15 protein-coding genes and 1 pseudogene are annotated in these 14,680 nt (G+C 40.1%); 8 read left to right on the top strand and 8 right to left on the bottom strand.

Going from position 1 to position 14,680, the window contains the following annotated elements; genetic code table 11:
* Window positions 1–105: 105 nt before the first annotated feature.
* The 7 genes from lgt to FD724_RS24100 all read left to right on the top strand — a co-directional run bounded on the left by lgt (window position 106) and on the right by FD724_RS24100 (window position 5,108).
* Window positions 106–981, top strand: a complete 876-nt coding sequence (lgt, locus tag FD724_RS24130; RefSeq protein WP_012410300.1) for a prolipoprotein diacylglyceryl transferase — start codon at window positions 106–108, stop codon at window positions 979–981.
* Window positions 978–1,118 (top strand): hypothetical protein, encoded by a 141-nt coding sequence (locus tag FD724_RS24125; protein ID WP_179074364.1) that lies wholly within the window; start codon window positions 978–980, stop codon window positions 1,116–1,118. The genes lgt and FD724_RS24125 overlap by 4 nt, the downstream gene beginning before the upstream one ends.
* A 164-nt stretch (window positions 1,119–1,282) precedes the next feature.
* The gene (gene cobM, locus FD724_RS24120) at window positions 1,283–2,068 is read left to right on the top strand and encodes a precorrin-4 C(11)-methyltransferase (RefSeq protein WP_179075611.1); all 786 of its coding nucleotides are present in this window, start codon (window positions 1,283–1,285) and stop codon (window positions 2,066–2,068) included.
* Window positions 2,069–2,090: 22 nt separating this feature from the next.
* A complete protein-coding gene (locus FD724_RS24115; RefSeq protein WP_179074363.1) occupies window positions 2,091–2,441 on the top strand; it encodes a hypothetical protein in 351 nt (116 codons plus the stop codon).
* A gap of 96 nt (window positions 2,442–2,537) precedes the next feature.
* A complete protein-coding gene (locus FD724_RS24110; RefSeq protein ID WP_174712461.1) occupies window positions 2,538–2,891 on the top strand; it encodes a phenylpyruvate tautomerase MIF-related protein in 354 nt (117 codons plus the stop codon).
* Between the two features lie 79 nt (window positions 2,892–2,970).
* On the top strand, window positions 2,971–4,065 hold the full coding sequence (rlmN, locus tag FD724_RS24105; RefSeq protein WP_179074362.1) for a 23S rRNA (adenine(2503)-C(2))-methyltransferase RlmN: 1,095 nt from the start codon (window positions 2,971–2,973) through the stop codon (window positions 4,063–4,065).
* 569 nt (window positions 4,066–4,634) lie between these two features.
* The gene (locus tag FD724_RS24100) at window positions 4,635–5,108 is read left to right on the top strand and encodes a hypothetical protein (protein WP_179074361.1); all 474 of its coding nucleotides are present in this window, start codon (window positions 4,635–4,637) and stop codon (window positions 5,106–5,108) included.
* A gap of 77 nt (window positions 5,109–5,185) precedes the next feature.
* Here the strand turns inward: FD724_RS24100 and FD724_RS24095 are convergent, their stop codons facing one another.
* Both FD724_RS24095 and uvrC read right to left on the bottom strand, forming a co-directional pair.
* The gene (locus FD724_RS24095) at window positions 5,186–5,365 is read right to left on the bottom strand and encodes a hypothetical protein (RefSeq protein WP_012410305.1); all 180 of its coding nucleotides are present in this window, start codon (window positions 5,363–5,365) and stop codon (window positions 5,186–5,188) included.
* A gap of 641 nt (window positions 5,366–6,006) precedes the next feature.
* Window positions 6,007–7,884, bottom strand: coding sequence for an excinuclease ABC subunit UvrC (gene uvrC, locus FD724_RS24090; protein ID WP_114081940.1), 1,878 nt, complete (start codon window positions 7,882–7,884; stop codon window positions 6,007–6,009).
* A 625-nt stretch (window positions 7,885–8,509) separates the two neighbouring features.
* Here uvrC and FD724_RS24085 point away from each other — a divergent pair.
* A complete protein-coding gene (locus tag FD724_RS24085) occupies window positions 8,510–8,689 on the top strand; it encodes a hypothetical protein (RefSeq protein ID WP_012410307.1) in 180 nt (59 codons plus the stop codon).
* Between the two features lie 21 nt (window positions 8,690–8,710).
* On the opposite strand, the gene FD724_RS24080 is transcribed toward FD724_RS24085, so the two are convergent.
* The 6 genes and pseudogenes from FD724_RS24080 to FD724_RS24055 all read right to left on the bottom strand — a co-directional run bounded on the left by FD724_RS24080 (window position 8,711) and on the right by FD724_RS24055 (window position 14,585).
* Window positions 8,711–9,133 (bottom strand): response regulator, encoded by a 423-nt coding sequence (locus FD724_RS24080; RefSeq protein WP_179074360.1) that lies wholly within the window; start codon window positions 9,131–9,133, stop codon window positions 8,711–8,713.
* 565 nt (window positions 9,134–9,698) lie between these two features.
* Window positions 9,699–10,583 (bottom strand): NF038130 family PEP-CTERM protein, encoded by an 885-nt coding sequence (locus tag FD724_RS24075; RefSeq protein WP_242060614.1) that lies wholly within the window; start codon window positions 10,581–10,583, stop codon window positions 9,699–9,701.
* Between the two features lie 412 nt (window positions 10,584–10,995).
* A pseudogene (locus tag FD724_RS24070) lies at window positions 10,996–11,748 on the bottom strand (transposase); the annotation flags it as partial.
* Between the two features lie 286 nt (window positions 11,749–12,034).
* Window positions 12,035–13,246 carry an LL-diaminopimelate aminotransferase gene (locus FD724_RS24065; protein WP_179074358.1) on the bottom strand — a complete coding sequence of 404 codons (1,212 nt, stop codon included), beginning with the start codon at window positions 13,244–13,246 and terminating at the stop codon, window positions 12,035–12,037.
* A 52-nt stretch (window positions 13,247–13,298) separates the two neighbouring features.
* A complete protein-coding gene (locus tag FD724_RS24060) occupies window positions 13,299–13,634 on the bottom strand; it encodes a co-chaperone YbbN (RefSeq protein WP_012410311.1) in 336 nt (111 codons plus the stop codon).
* A 174-nt stretch (window positions 13,635–13,808) separates the two neighbouring features.
* Entirely contained in the window at window positions 13,809–14,585 is a 777-nt protein-coding gene (locus FD724_RS24055) for a PspA/IM30 family protein (protein ID WP_114081937.1), read from the bottom strand.
* Window positions 14,586–14,680: the final 95 nt, after the last annotated feature.

Raw genomic sequence — 14,680 nt, 5'->3', positions numbered from 1 at the left:
ATATGGATGCTGGATTTTAAGTGTAGTTTCAGTATTCGAGATGTAAAAAAACCCGTACTTAGCAAAGTGCGCGGGTCGTTAACAAACTTTTCTAGGTAATTTCTCATGGCACTGGATTTTTCCACCTTGCCCTTGGCGTTTCAATTTACTTCTCCAGGACCTATTCTGGTGAAATTAGGGCCACTAAGTATCCGATGGTATGGCTTATTGATTGCCACAGCAGTTTTAATTGGCGTAATCCTTTCTCAAGAATTGGCAAAGCGCCGTAATGTTAATCCTGAGTTACTAGGCGATTTGTTTTTTTGGTTGTTGATTGGGGCAATTCCCGGCGCACGGCTATATTATGTTTTCTTTGAATGGTCAAAATATGCCCCAACTCCAGGAAAAATCTTTGCTATCTGGGAAGGTGGTATTGCCATTCATGGAGCAATTATTGGTGGCGTTTTGGCTGCGTTAATCTTTGCCAAAATCAAGCAGGTTTCTTTCTGGCAACTGGCAGATTTAGTAGCACCTTCGCTGATTTTAGGGCAGGCGATCGGACGTTGGGGCAATTTCTTTAATTCTGAAGCTTTTGGCGATCCTACTGATTTACCCTGGAAGCTGTATATTCCACCAGACCATCGTCCTTTAGAATATGCTAGTTTCGATTACTTCCATCCCACCTTTTTGTATGAATCTCTGTGGGATTTAATGGTCTTTACGCTACTCATAACGTTGTTTTTCCGGTCTTTATCCGGTAAGCCACGTTTAAAGGTAGGCACTCTGTTTTTAGTTTACTGGCCAGCCTACAGCTTAGGACGCTTGTGGATTGAAGGTTTCCGTACTGATAGCTTGATGCTGGGGCCATTACGAATGGCACAAGTAGTCAGCAGTCTAGGAATTTTATTTGGATTAGTTGGATTAGCTTGGCTTTACTTACTCAAACGCCCTTTACCTGATGTAGTGCCTACTCCCAAGGGGAATGGAGAGATGAGGGGATGAGGGAGCAGGGGAGGCAGAGGGGGGCAGAGGGGGCAGAGGGGGCAGAGGGGGCAGAGGGGGCAGAGGGGGCAGAGGGGGCAGGGGAAGCAGAGGAAGAAAGAATAACTAATGCCCAATTCCCAATTCCCGATATCTAAAAATAAAAAATGCCCCAGAATATTTTCTAGGGCTTAACCAGGGTGCATCTACCATTACTCTCTACTAGGGAAAGAGGGTGAATCCGGAAAGATACTGAGAAAATATCAAAAAAGTTTTTTGAGGGATTGCCGTGGGTTCTTTTAAAAGTGAATATACAGAAAACCTGAGTTATAAAAAAACGCTATATGCCATAGAACCATCTGTGTATATTGTCGGAGCAGGCCCTGGAGATCCGGATTTATTGACGGTGAAGGCGCAGAAACTACTCGCTGTTGCTGATGTGATTTTATTTGCTGATTCTCTAATACCCGAACAGATTTTAGAACTTTGCCGAAAAGATGCGGAGATAATTAGAACTGCGAATCAGACTTTAGAAGAGATTTTGCCGATTATGATCGATAGGGTGCGATCGCAGCAAAAATCTCTAGTCCGTCTCCATTCTGGCGATCCTAGTCTCTACAGCGCCATCCACGAGCAAATGCACCTCCTCGCAGAGGCAAATATTCCTTTTGAAGTCATCCCAGGTATCAGCGCTTTTCAAGCTGCTGCTGCCAAACTCAAAGTAGAACTAACTGTGCCCGGTTTAGTCCAAACCATCATTTTGACCCGTATTAGTGGACGTACAGAAGTTCCCGCCAATGAGGAATTAGCTACTCTTGCGGCACATCAGGCTAGCCTCTGCTTATATCTCAGTGCGCGTCACGTCGAAAATGCCCAAGCTAAACTACTCGAACACTATCCAGCCGAAACCCCCATTGCAATCTGCTTTCGTATTGGATGGCCCGATGAGAAAATTAAGGTTGTCCCCCTGAATGAAATGGCGGAATGTACTCATAAAGAAAAACTAATTCGCACCACACTTTATATAATCAGTCCAGCCCTCTCAACAGCAAAAGGGCGATCGCGTTTATATCATCCCGAACATAGTCATCTATTTCGCTCAGAGTAGTCCAAGAAATATAGCAATAGAGATGTCAATACCGAAAAAAGGTACAAGAAAAATAATAGTTGATAGAGAACCATTCATCTGGCTAATCCGAAGACAAGCTACCAACCTACAAGCAGACTATACTGATGGACATCTTCATGTTGCAGTAGAACACGCTACTGAGGCTGGCTCAGTATTAGTGATTATTACTGATAGGTTTCATCCACAAGGTTACAGCCTCATTAATAGCGAAGTAACACCAAAAGACGTAGCATTATGGATAAAACAAGCTATACAAATAGGATGGTTGCCTAAAAAGTCAGGTATAACCTTTAAGGTTAGCGTTATTGGCAGTAGTATCAAAAAAACTGCAACTAGGGAAAAAGACCCTTAAATTCTTATTAGCAAAAGATTTTAGAATATTAAACTGTACTCTGCATTTCGATAAACTTAACAGTGTGAATAAAATCCTAATTTCTAATTCGGTAATATGCCATTAATTAAAGTGCAAACTTCTGTGTCTGCTCCTCAAAAAGCTGAAATTGAGTCAATGCTTTTAAACCTATCTGCCAAGTTAGCAAAACATTTGGGAAAACCAGAATCTTATGTAATGACTGCTTTTGAGCCAGAAATTCCTATGACTTTTGCGGGAAATACAGACCCAGTTTGCTACATTGAAATTAAGAGCATCGGCGCAATGAAGCCAGACCAAACCGCAGCGATGAGTCAAGACTTTTGCCAGCAGATTAACCAAACTCTAGGTGTGCCGAAAAATCGCATTTACATTGAGTTTGCAGACGCTAAGGGAGCGATGTGGGGCTGGAACGGTACAACCTTTGGATAATTCCCCGTCTTCTTTGGTCAAGACTAACTTGATCTGGCAGGTGTAGGATAGAGATCCTACATCAACTCGTGATTTTTTTATGTCTGCTACGCCTCTTGTATCTCAGGTTGACTCACACAACCCAGAAAAATCAGAATTAATCCCTCCCCTTCTCGGTGCTTCTCTGGCGGAGTTAAGCGCTTGGGTGCAGCAACAAGGACAACCTGCTTACAGAGGAAAGCAACTGCATGAATGGATCTATGATAAGGGAGTGCGATCGCTAGCTGATATTTCTGTCTTCTCTAAGCAATGGCGCAAAGAAGTAGCAGCAGTCCCCATTGGGCGCTCAACTTTACACTACCGCTCTGAAGCACCCGATGGCACAGTCAAATATCTTTTACAATTAACAGACGGCCAAATTATTGAAACTGTTGGTATTCCCACCTTCGCAGAAAGGGGAGAAGGCCCAAAAGCCCGTTTGACAGTTTGCGTCTCTACTCAAGTAGGTTGCCCGATGGCGTGTGATTTCTGCGCTACTGGTAAGGGAGGCTACAAGCGCAACTTAGCACGACATGAAATTATCGATCAGGTGTTGACTGTGCAAGAAGATTTTCAGCAACGGGTTAGCAATGTCGTGTTCATGGGACTGGGTGAACCGTTGTTGAATACTGAAAATGTCCTCGCAGCCCTGAAATCTCTGAATCAAGATATTGGTATAGGACAGCGATCGCTGACAGTTTCTACAGTTGGTATTCGCGATCGCATTCGTGAGTTCGCGCAAAATAATTTGCAAATCACTCTCGCGGTTAGTCTCCACGCACCTAACCAAGCGCTGCGAGAAAAACTCATCCCCAGCGCCCGCGCCTATCCTCTAGAAGAGTTGTTGGCTGAATGTCGAGAATATGTAGAAATCACTGGACGGCGCGTTACCTTTGAATATGTTCTCCTGGCTGGTGTCAACGATTTACCAGAACACGCATTAGAACTTTCAAAATGTATGCGAGGATTTCAATGTCATGTGAATTTGATTCCTTACAACCCCATCCAAGAAGTAGACTATAAACGCCCCAACCGCGATCGCATTGAAGCATTTGTCAATGTCCTTAAGCAACAAAATACTGCTGTTAGTGTGCGTTATTCCCGTGGTTTAGAAGCCGATGCTGCTTGCGGACAATTGAGAGCAAGTAAGAATTAAACTTGTTGTAGTCAATTTTATGGATGAATATGAAACCGCAGATAAACACAGATATATCTAAGAAATTATCTCTGTTTATCTATGGTGTGCAATCGCCTGAAATCCTTTTATAGAGAAGTTTTCAGGTATTTAGACTATGACGGGCGATATAGACCAAAAAATGGTGTAGTGCAAGTACTTGAAAAGCTTCGTAACTGAACCGTATCAGGTAGATGGATTACGGAAATCCGACAACCCATGTAAAAAATTTGAATGTATAATTTAATTAGTGATGAATATCTCAAAAGCGAGAGTTTTATGCAAAATCAACATAATGCACTAGATATAACCTTGATTTAGCAAGCTATTCTCAATGCACTGATATTTCGAAAACGTTATGGGCTGAAGAATATTAAGTACGTTGGCGTAGTCAGATGTAAGTATCGCACAAACCCATAACAGTAAATAAAATATTAGCTTTAGTGAACTATTCCAAGCCCCTGTATTTATCTTGTATAGGGTAATTGTGTTGAAATTTTAAGGATTTAGCGATCGCTAAATCCAACCTATAACAATGAGGAAATAACTGTATGTTAAATCGCTTGTCGATATTTAAAGCATGGCTACTATTGATTGTGCTTGGAAAAGCTTTATCGATTAGTTTTCCTGCTAATGCCCAAATAATTCAGACGAATCCCCAGATGCAAGATTCATTGCAAGAAAGAATCAGACAACAACAAGAAGAGCAAAATCAGCAAACACAAGAACGAATGAAGGAAACATGGCTACGGCAAAACCTTCAACAACCTCAACTACTACAACCACAACAGAAAATACAACAGCAACAATTTACACGACAACGGCAAGAAATGCTCCGCCAGCAACAATTTAGACTACAACAAGACCAACTGAGAATACAACAGCAAGAATTTTCTCGACAGCAACAACTGAGAATACAAGATCAACAACTCAGACAAGATCAACAAATTAGACAACAACAAGAATTTAGATTACAAGAACAGAGACGACAGCAACAACTCAGACAACAGAATAAGAACTTGTAAAGCCTTCAGAATTTATCATAAGTGACTTTATTATTAAAAATTAGAGAAAACATTCTCCAATTTTTAATTTTTATTATCTAGCGTTGTGCATAAATTCCTGGTGCATAAGCCTCAATGACTTTGCCAGTACGAGTACAACTAATCATCAAGTAGTCACAACTAGAGCATTGTGTTCGAGTTAATTGACTATCAGAAATATAATAACGTTCTGCTTGGCAGCCACAATTTGGGCAGTAAATCTTTTGTACTGTCTGCATTTTAAAACCCCTGGTTGTAATTTATTTTTTATTTGAGAAGACTGCCAGTTAAAGTAGCAATAATTTTGGTTTGACCCAAGTTAACAAACGACCTTAATATTGGCTGATTATTTTAAACAAAATTTCAGGTTTGAAAAATTTTCGATATCTTTGTATATTATCCTAGAATTTAAGTGATCTTACCCTCCTACTTTAGATACATAAATTATTTTTTAATTAAATCCCGCTTAGTGATTTACTGATCCCTATGACGAATGCCTTGAGAGATACCTGTTTATAGTCATTTCAGACTAATACAAAAAAAGCCGTTCTTGTATTCAAAAATTAAAACCAATAAATTACTGTATATTTAGTCACAAAATTTCTATCTTAAGATTTAGTTAATCTTTGCTAGCAAGATTTATGAGGTTAAATTCTAGTGAAATAATTTAATCAAAATTAGCATACTTATGAGATACCGTAAATTTACAGTATTTACACATCTTAAATTTTCGCAGACAACCTTAACTGAATTCTCTGTGAGAGTGGAACTAATACGGTTCGGTTAAGGGAAGAGACGGCGATTTTATTGTCTAAGCACTCAATTATTTACTACAAAATTTTTTACCTATAAATTGAAATTTGACAGGCTATTAGTCTCCTCAAGCAGGATGAAAATAATCGTAAATTTCTTGAGCTAAACGCGGCCCAATTCCTGGAACCTCGGCGAGTTGTGGGGTTGTTGCTTGGCGAATATAATCAACTGAGCGAAAATGCCCTAGTAGCTGCTTTTGTCGATGATGTCCTAAGCCAGGAATTTCATCTAAACGCGATCGCTTCAATTTATCACTGCGTTGCTGACGATGGAAACTGACTGCAAACCGATGCGCTTCATCTCGCAATCGCCGCAACAACTGTACCCCCGGTTGTTCTGCATCAGTTGACAAGGGTTTAGATTCTCCCGGTAAAAAAATCTCTTCTCGCTGCTTTGCTAAACTCACAACTCGCAAGTCTTCTAATAAATTCATCTCTTGCAAAACGGCGATAACTGAAGATAACTGACCTTTACCACCATCAATCATGATTAAATCAGGCCAATCTGGATTACCCAAACGTGACAACTGTGGATCTTCCGCATACTTACGGAAGCGTCGCCCAATAACTTCAGCAAGACTAGCAAAATCATCTGAATGTCCCGCCGTCACAGTGGGATTTTTAATTTTGTAGTGGCGATAATGCTGTTTGGCGGGTAAACCGTCGATAAACACAACTTGGGAAGCTACAGCATTTGACCCTTGAATGTGGGAAATGTCATAACCTTCGATGCGATGGGGTACATCTGGTAAATCGAGAATGGTAGCTAAATCTTGCATTGATTGGTGATTGCGATCGCCAAATTTCTGCATTCTTTGCAATTCATACTGAGCATTTCGCTCTACCATCTCAATTAATTCTGCCTTCGTTTGCCGCAAAGGAGTCAAAATCGTGACTTTTTTACCTTTGCGTTGAGTTAAGACATCTGCCAATATGTCGCTATCTGGTAAATCATGCTGTACCAGAATTTCTAAGGGTATTTCCACCGAGTCAGCAGTTTGGTAATGTTCCTCTAAAGCTCGTTGTAAAATAGCTCCTGGTTCTGCATGAGCATCAGCCACAAAAGCCAAACGCCCTACCAATTGTCCAGCGCGAATCTGAAATAGTTGAATACAGGCGTGTTCTTCGTTAGCTGCCAGTGCGATCGCATCTCGTGAAACTGTATCATCTGGTAAGGATACCTTTTGGTCAGCAGTCAGCGACTTTAACCCAGAAATTTGATCGCGAATCCGCGCTGCTGACTCAAAGTTCAAGTCTTCAGCTGCTGTATTCATCTGTTGAGTCAAAATATCAATCAATTCCTGAGTTCGCCCTTGGAATACCATCGCGATCTTTTGCACAATTTTGCGATATTCTTCTGGTGAAGTCAGCTTTTGACACACACCCGGACAACGCCCCAAATCATAATTTAAGCACGGACGGTCTTTGAAAAGTGGTTGAGGTCGTTGTCGCTGTGGGAATATGCGCTTGCAGATGCGGACAATCTCTCGCAATAAACCAGCATCAGTATAAGGCCCGTAAAATTTATCTTTTTCTTTGCCGAATTGACGTTTACGGGTAATAAAAATTCGCGGATAATCTTCTGACCAAGTAATGCAGAGATAGGGATATTTTTTATCATCTTTGAGCAGCACGTTGAAATATGGCTGGTGCTGCTTAATCAAGTTGGCTTCTAGCGCTAAAGCTTCAGCTTCAGTATCAGTGACGATGAATTCAATTTCTGTCACTAACTTAACCATCGTAGCGATGCGTTCAGTCTTGTTGTAGCCATCGCGGAAATAGGAACGAACACGCGATCGCAATTTACGTGACTTACCTATATATATAATGCGATCGCTGTTGTCCCGCATGAAATAAACCCCCGGTTCCGGTGGAATTTCGGCTAGACGATTTTCCAGTCGTTCCGGCTCTTTAACCAGTGGTAGTATTTGAGTAGATATTGTCACAACCAAAATTAGGTAATCTTTCTCTATTTTAAGAAAAATTCTTTTTTCGTGCCGATTTCATAGAGTAATTATCAATTAAATATAAAGTAAAGATATTTTTAGTCTATAGATACTTCTGCGGCTACCTACGAGTTATCCAATGGAGTACCCACAGCTTGCTTGGTTTATGAGCTGACGTAAATCCTGCCACCAACAAGACTTGGGGCAAAATCCCCTTGTAAAGAAAGGTAAGTAACTTCCATCACAGTTTACTAGATGCCTTGCTGCACAGATCACAATTTTGGAGCAGATAAGAGTTTATGTAGCTATTATCTTATTTGTCATCTGTTACTGCCAGAATCAAAACTTGGCTTTTTGAATTTATAATTAATATTTTAATAGAGATAAAATTTAATTATTTAAAAATTTATTTTATTGAGTTATTAACTTTATATGTTCTTAGTTAAAATTAATGAAAATTGAAATATATGCTTATATAAATGCAGCGAGATTAATTACCAATAAACACTAACTTTGATTATCAATTCAAATTGAAACATTAAGCGATTTAACGGATTTAGGAAGTTATATTTACGAATATGATTATAAATATAGTTATGATAATAATTAAGGTAACAGTTAAACTATGAACCTACAAGACTTTGAAGCCCAGTACCGTGAAGCTATGGCTGAAACGCTCAATGAGCTGCAAACCGCAGTTTTGCTGTTAGCACAAGTACAAAATAAAATTTTAACAATTGGCACTTCTGTACAACATATTAGTCAGCAAGTTGAAGAGTTTATTGAAGAGCAAAAAGCCGAATAAAGGTATGCCAAGTAAAAAAAACTATCTATGGCAACAAGTCAACTCTTTTTCAATTGTAAGTATAAGATCCTTGAGTTTTAGAGGTTTGACAAAATATCGGCGTGCGCCTAAACTCATAGCTAATTCTTGATCTGCTTTAAAAGCAAAAGCGGAAACTACAATGATAGGTATTTTTGACACATCAGGTTTTTGCTGGACTTGTTTTAAGAGCGAATAACCGTCAATATCTGGTAACTTCAAATCTAATAACATTAAATCTGGTTTAAATTTATCTATTGTCGAGAAAAAAGTAGAGCCTTCAGATAAGCTTTGGACATCGTATCCACAGTAACTTAGATAGTCACTCAGTAACAATCTATTGAGATAATGGTCTTCAACTAGCAAAATTCGTCTAACTTTGTGTGAGCGCAATGGCTGATCTATATTGAAGAATTGTACTGTCATTGCTACCTATTATCTGATTATCTTAAATAAAAACCAACAATTATTACCATAAACTAAAACGGTAGTACATTTAAACTGTAAAATTAATAGAAAATTGACTTATGTAATGTAGTCAAAGATATTAATAAATCAAATTTAACTGTACTCCCATACTTAATAATAGTACGATTAAATATAATATTAATCAATTATTAAGCTTTTCTTTACGAGCTTTTTACAATTTATAGTATTAAATAAAAGACTGATTTTAAAAAGTCAAGTTACCAATTCTTATGAGTAAAATTACTTAAGTAATACTAGGAGCAATAATAGGCTACTTGCCATTCATAGAAAAGTTTTTATGTGGATTTGAGGGTAAAATAATACAACTGTACGAAATTGCTGTTATAAATACGTTGGTAAGGGCATAAATATATAGGCTCTTCCAAACGATTTATTTTTTGCAAATTTTATTAAAAATATATAACTTAGAAAATCAAATTATCTTATCGCTGGAAGAAAGTATTCATAAAAAAGGGAGCTAATAGCTCCTTTTTTTATTTGTAATTTTGAACTTGCAATCTTCTTAAATAGATGCTTTTTTCAATTTGCGTTGTGTAGCAAAGATACCAGCTACACCCAACAGACCAAGCATGACTGATGGTTCTGGGACTGCTGCGGGAGGCACAACACCTTTGATGCTAACTTCATAGTTGCCACTGTGAGAACTGCCATCAGTAACTTCTTTTAGGTTAGTTGCCGTAGCAGAAAAGCTGTAAAGGAAATCAGTCTTGTCATTATATGTAACTTTCACAACTTCACTAGCTTGGAATCCATTTTTGACAAGACTAGCCAAGGAGCTAAATTGAGGTGTATTAGCATAGTAAGCTTTTAAATCAAAGTGACCAGCTAACCCAATTTTAATATCGCCAGTGCTGTCATCTTGATTAACATAAGAGATATTAGGGTCGCTGGAGCGTTCGAAACCTTTGATGCTAAGAAACATATTATAGGCTAAAGGGATAGAATTTGCTGTTAGACCGGCTGCCTTAGCAAATTGGTTAAACCAAGTATTTGCAAAGTTATTTGCCCCATAGCTTGTACTCAATCCTGAACCAGTACTAAACCAATCTGTTGCTGTCAGGCTGCTTAAGGTAATACTTTGGCCACCAATTTGCCCCGTTAAGGTAGTGTTTTTGTTGAAATCAAAACCTGCTGCCTCACTACTAGCTCGTAACTCTACGTTTCCAGTAGGATTTGCAGCATTGCCATCCAGTACTTTTTGTACATTTGCGGAGGTCTTATCCACGGAGATGGTACTGTTACCTTGGACATCATAGACTAAATAATCACTGGCTGCTGTTCCACCAATAGTAGCGCCGGTGAGGGTTCCAGCTTGTGCTGGTACAGTAGCGATCGCGCTCACACCAATAGCCATTGAAGCGCCAATTACAAGTTTCTGAAAAGTCATCTTCATTGTTTTCAAGTCTCTGTCAGTTTGGAAATTAAGTTTTAAACTATTGCCATTTATAGGCTTGGGCTGTCTTGACTACAGGCTTTTGGCAATACAGCAGCTTGAAAACGCCACCTGCATTGTTAGCCAACTTTGGTAGCTGAACGTACAAACCCACTTTAAGAGACGGGAAGACCTAATTAGGTAAAGTTCCTTTGGATTATCAATAAAAATATGAAGAATATTTCTAGATTTTTATACGTTTAATTACTTAGATTTCTCAATATTACTAATATTAAAAATTACAGATAAAATATTTTACATTCAGTAGAATACGGTTATTCATAGGGCAATACGGTTCAGATAAGCTTTTTTCTCCCCCCCCCATCAGTGAGAGGTTAGAGTGATTGCACTTTTGTCAAGAGGGTGCGGGAAAAGGCGATAAATCCAGCTTGGAGACTGGTTTTCGCAGGGCTTTAACTACTCCTAAATCTTGATTTTCTTTGGCAGCGAAGTACTGAATTGGGTCATCCGCCTTACCTTTGTCATAGGCGACGCTAAAATGATATAAACCACGAAAAATCATCTCTAAAGAAATGCGGTCAAATGGCAGAGATAATTCGTCTGCAACCGCATCTCCCAAGTCAACCAATACTGCATAAAAGAGCCAAGTTGCCCACACTTGTAACTTCACACCATTAATAGAACCAGTCCATAAATACGAAAGTCCCAATAAACGTTTGACCACATAGAAAGCTTCTTCAATCCTCCATCTTTTCCGATATAAGTCAGCAACAACGTAGGGAGGTAATATTTGCGGGTCTAGGACAGAAGTAATGTAAGAATAGCTAGTTTTACCGACTTTTATTTCAATTAGACGTAAAGTCAGTACTGGTGCGCCACGACGAATAGTACCAAGTTGAATTAATCGGTCTTTAAGCGAATGGTCATAGCTAAAAATCTTTAAGTATTTAATAGATGCTTTAACTTTTAAACGTGTAACAAAATGAACTTCTTGGTTAATAAGTTGTTGCAAAAATTGAAAATGATAAAAACCTCTGTCAAGTAAAATCAGAGTTTTAGCAGGCAGTAAATTTAGTAATGCCGCTTCAAAATTAGTGTCTGATGCTGCGGGATTAGTGTGAAACCAAACTTCGACAGGTAAGCGAGTTACCAAATCAATACAAATATAGGTGGGGGAGGAGGTGAGCGACGCTCACCTCCTCCCCCTACCCTCAACACGATTATCATTCTTGTTTAAGATTTTTTGAGTATTTTAACTGATTGACAAAAAACACTTTGTTCTAACTTCTCACGGATGCCCCCCCCCACATCCCCTGCCTGCCTCAACGGATAAATTTCTTAACTGAACCGTGATTTATAGAGGCGCACGGCTGTGCGCCTTTGCTGCGTCTTCTATCCATAGACTTTGCCGCAAAAAATCTTTGGCGTTCAGCTTGAGAACAAATTTAATAAAGGAACTGGGCAATTCTTTCCACAGCAGTTTCTAATAAAGGTGGCTCATGTACCAAAGCAAAACGGACATACCCTTCCCCAGATTTGCCAAAGCCAGCACCAGGCGAAGCAGCTACACCAGTTTGTTTAACTAGCTGGGTACAAAATTCTATGGAGTTTTGACTCCAAGCTGAGGGTAATTTTGCCCAGATGTACATTGTGGCTTTGGGAGTAGTAACATTCCAGCCAATGGAGTGTAAAGCAGTGATGAAGGCATCACGGCGTTGCTGGAAGATAGCGACAGCAGATTTTACCCCAGCTTGAGGGCCAGTTAGGGCTGCGATCGCACCATTTAAAATTCCCCGATACTGATTAAAATCAACGGCAGCTTTTACCTGGCGTAAGGCGTTAATTAACTCGGCGTTACCGATGGCGTAGCCAATGCGGAAGCCGCCCATATTGTAGGATTTGGAAAGGGTAAAAAATTCAATCGAAACGCTTTTCTCTGGATCGGCTTGCAGAATTGAAGGGACTAAGGATTTTGGATTGGGAGAAGAATCTGCCCACTCCCCAGTTTCCTGAAATACTAAATCTACGTAGGGGAAATCGTGAACCAGGACGAGATTGTGTTGTTGACAGAAGGCGACAGCTTCTTGGAAGAAAGATAAAGGAGCGATCGCTGAGGTGGGATTGTGAGGATAACTTAATACCATCATCCGCGACTGGGCCAAAACTGGGGCGGGAATATCCGCAAACACTGGTAAAAAAGCGTTTTCTGCCCGTAATGGCATCGGGTAAATTTGACCACTGGCTAGGTGGACTCCCCCGACGTGAGAGGGATAACCTGGGTCGAGCAACAGGGCAAAATCTCCTGGATTGAGCAATGCTAGAGGTAAATGGGCTGTACCCTCTTGAGAACCAATCAGAGGTAGTACCTCAGTTTGGGGATTTACTTTGATGCCAAATTTTTGTTCGTACCAGTTGGCTGCCGCTTCACGAAACCCAAGAGTACCGTTAAACAACAAATAGCCGTGGGTACTGCGATCGTGAAGAGATTGGGTGATCGCCTCAATGACGTGTGCCTCGACTGGTAAATCAGAAGACCCCAACGACAAATCAATTACTTTTTGTCCAGCGGCCAAAGCGATTGCTTTGGCTCTGTCCATATCAGCAAATACATTAGATTGCAGGGGTTGTAAACGCTTTGCAAATTGCATGTTAGTCATTAGTCATTTGTCATTGGTCATTAGTCATTAGTTATGGACTATTAACTATTGACTAATTACTATTTAAGTGCGTATCTAAGAGTTCGAGTAACTTATCTTTACCGATGACTCCCTCAGTCGAAATTAAAACTTCCTGGCCCTGAAATAGTCTCAGAGCAGGAACACCTTCCACTTGGTACTGCTTAACAGTGAGTGGGTTGGGGTCAATTTCCATTTTCACGACTTTGAGGCGATCGCTATATTTGCTAGCAGCTGAGTTAATCATGGGCGACATCAATTGACAAGGGCCACACCAGGAAGCCCAAAAGTAAACTAATACAGGCTGTTCAGCTTTTAACACTTCTGTTTCAAACTCAGCATCAGTTATGGTGATTACAGCCTTACTCATTACAGTCTCCATCCGGTGGCGATCAAAGTTGGCACACACAATACTTTATCCCAAAGTAGTCAATAGTCCATAATCAATAATTCATAGTTATTTTGACTGTTAACTATTGACTAATGATATAAAATCCCACAACCAACAGGCGTGGGACTAGCTCAAATAAGTTTTCTGGCAATTTTATAGTTGATCCAATTGCTTGCGTAGGGAATCCAACTCGGCATCAACCACTTCATTCGACTTAGCAGGAGTGGTTTCTTGTTGGGGTGGAAGTTGTGCTTGAGTTACTGGAGTAGCGGGTGGTAGCATTTGCGCTTTCAAAGCTGCCAATTCATCATCAACATCGCTACTACCTTCCAACCGGGCAAATTGGGTTTCTAAATCTGCACCTGCTAACTCTCCTTGTGCCTGGGCCCGGGCTTCTTGCATCAAGACTTTTTCTTCCATCCGCTCGAAGGCAGACATTGCACTGCTGGTATTCATCCCACGCACCATGCCTTGGAGTTGCTCTTGGGCTTTGGCAGTTGTGATCCGAGCTTTAAGCATTTCTTTCTTGGTTTTAGCCTCAGAAATTTTGCTTTCCAGCTGGATTAAGTTGCGCTTGAGGGTTTCAACTTGAGTACTTTGGGTATCTAAGCTAGCTTTGAGGGCGGCGCTGGTGTCAGTATAAGTTTTTTTGCGCTCTAGAGCTTGTCTTGCTAGGTTCTCATCACCTTTTTGCAGTGCTAGTTGAGCATTGCGTTGCCACTTATTGATTTCATTTTGGGCATCATTGTACTGTTTCTCACTGCGTTTTTGGGCGGCGATCGCTTGGGCTACTCCCTGACGCAGCTGCACCAAGTCTTCCTGCATTTCCAGGATGGCTTGTTCTAGCATTTTTTCGGGGTCTTCGGCTTTGTTAACCAGGTCGTTGAGGTTAGAACTAACTACTCGCTTAATGCGATCGAATAATCCCATAACTTTGTTTTTCCTTGTTTGGTTTACGCTTTTTGCTGGACAGTTAGCTTTTTTACTTTTTAATAGCTACCTATTTCAATGTAATCTTTCCGGTT

This window comes from Nostoc sp. C057 (assembly GCF_013393925.1).
GTDB lineage: Bacteria > Cyanobacteriota > Cyanobacteriia > Cyanobacteriales > Nostocaceae > Nostoc > Nostoc muscorum_A.
This window is presented reverse-complemented; position numbering and strand designations above follow the sequence as displayed.

What these genes read in the sequence shown, in the direction of transcription:
- lgt (WP_012410300.1), top strand. Translation starts at nt 106, where the DNA reads ATGGCACTGGATTTTTCCACCTTGCCCTTGGCGTTTCAATTTACTTCT.
- FD724_RS24125 (WP_179074364.1), top strand. Translation starts at nt 978, where the DNA reads ATGAGGGAGCAGGGGAGGCAGAGGGGGGCAGAGGGGGCAGAGGGGGCA.
- FD724_RS24115 (WP_179074363.1), top strand. Translation starts at nt 2,091, where the DNA reads ATGTCAATACCGAAAAAAGGTACAAGAAAAATAATAGTTGATAGAGAA.
- FD724_RS24110 (WP_174712461.1), top strand. Translation starts at nt 2,538, where the DNA reads ATGCCATTAATTAAAGTGCAAACTTCTGTGTCTGCTCCTCAAAAAGCT.
- rlmN (WP_179074362.1), top strand. Translation starts at nt 2,971, where the DNA reads ATGTCTGCTACGCCTCTTGTATCTCAGGTTGACTCACACAACCCAGAA.
- FD724_RS24100 (WP_179074361.1), top strand. Translation starts at nt 4,635, where the DNA reads ATGTTAAATCGCTTGTCGATATTTAAAGCATGGCTACTATTGATTGTG.
- FD724_RS24095 (WP_012410305.1), bottom strand. Translation starts at nt 5,365, where the DNA reads ATGCAGACAGTACAAAAGATTTACTGCCCAAATTGTGGCTGCCAAGCA.
- FD724_RS24085 (WP_012410307.1), top strand. Translation starts at nt 8,510, where the DNA reads ATGAACCTACAAGACTTTGAAGCCCAGTACCGTGAAGCTATGGCTGAA.
- FD724_RS24080 (WP_179074360.1), bottom strand. Translation starts at nt 9,133, where the DNA reads ATGACAGTACAATTCTTCAATATAGATCAGCCATTGCGCTCACACAAA.
- FD724_RS24075 (WP_242060614.1), bottom strand. Translation starts at nt 10,583, where the DNA reads ATGACTTTTCAGAAACTTGTAATTGGCGCTTCAATGGCTATTGGTGTG.
- FD724_RS24065 (WP_179074358.1), bottom strand. Translation starts at nt 13,246, where the DNA reads ATGACTAACATGCAATTTGCAAAGCGTTTACAACCCCTGCAATCTAAT.
- FD724_RS24060 (WP_012410311.1), bottom strand. Translation starts at nt 13,634, where the DNA reads ATGAGTAAGGCTGTAATCACCATAACTGATGCTGAGTTTGAAACAGAA.
- FD724_RS24055 (WP_114081937.1), bottom strand. Translation starts at nt 14,585, where the DNA reads ATGGGATTATTCGATCGCATTAAGCGAGTAGTTAGTTCTAACCTCAAC.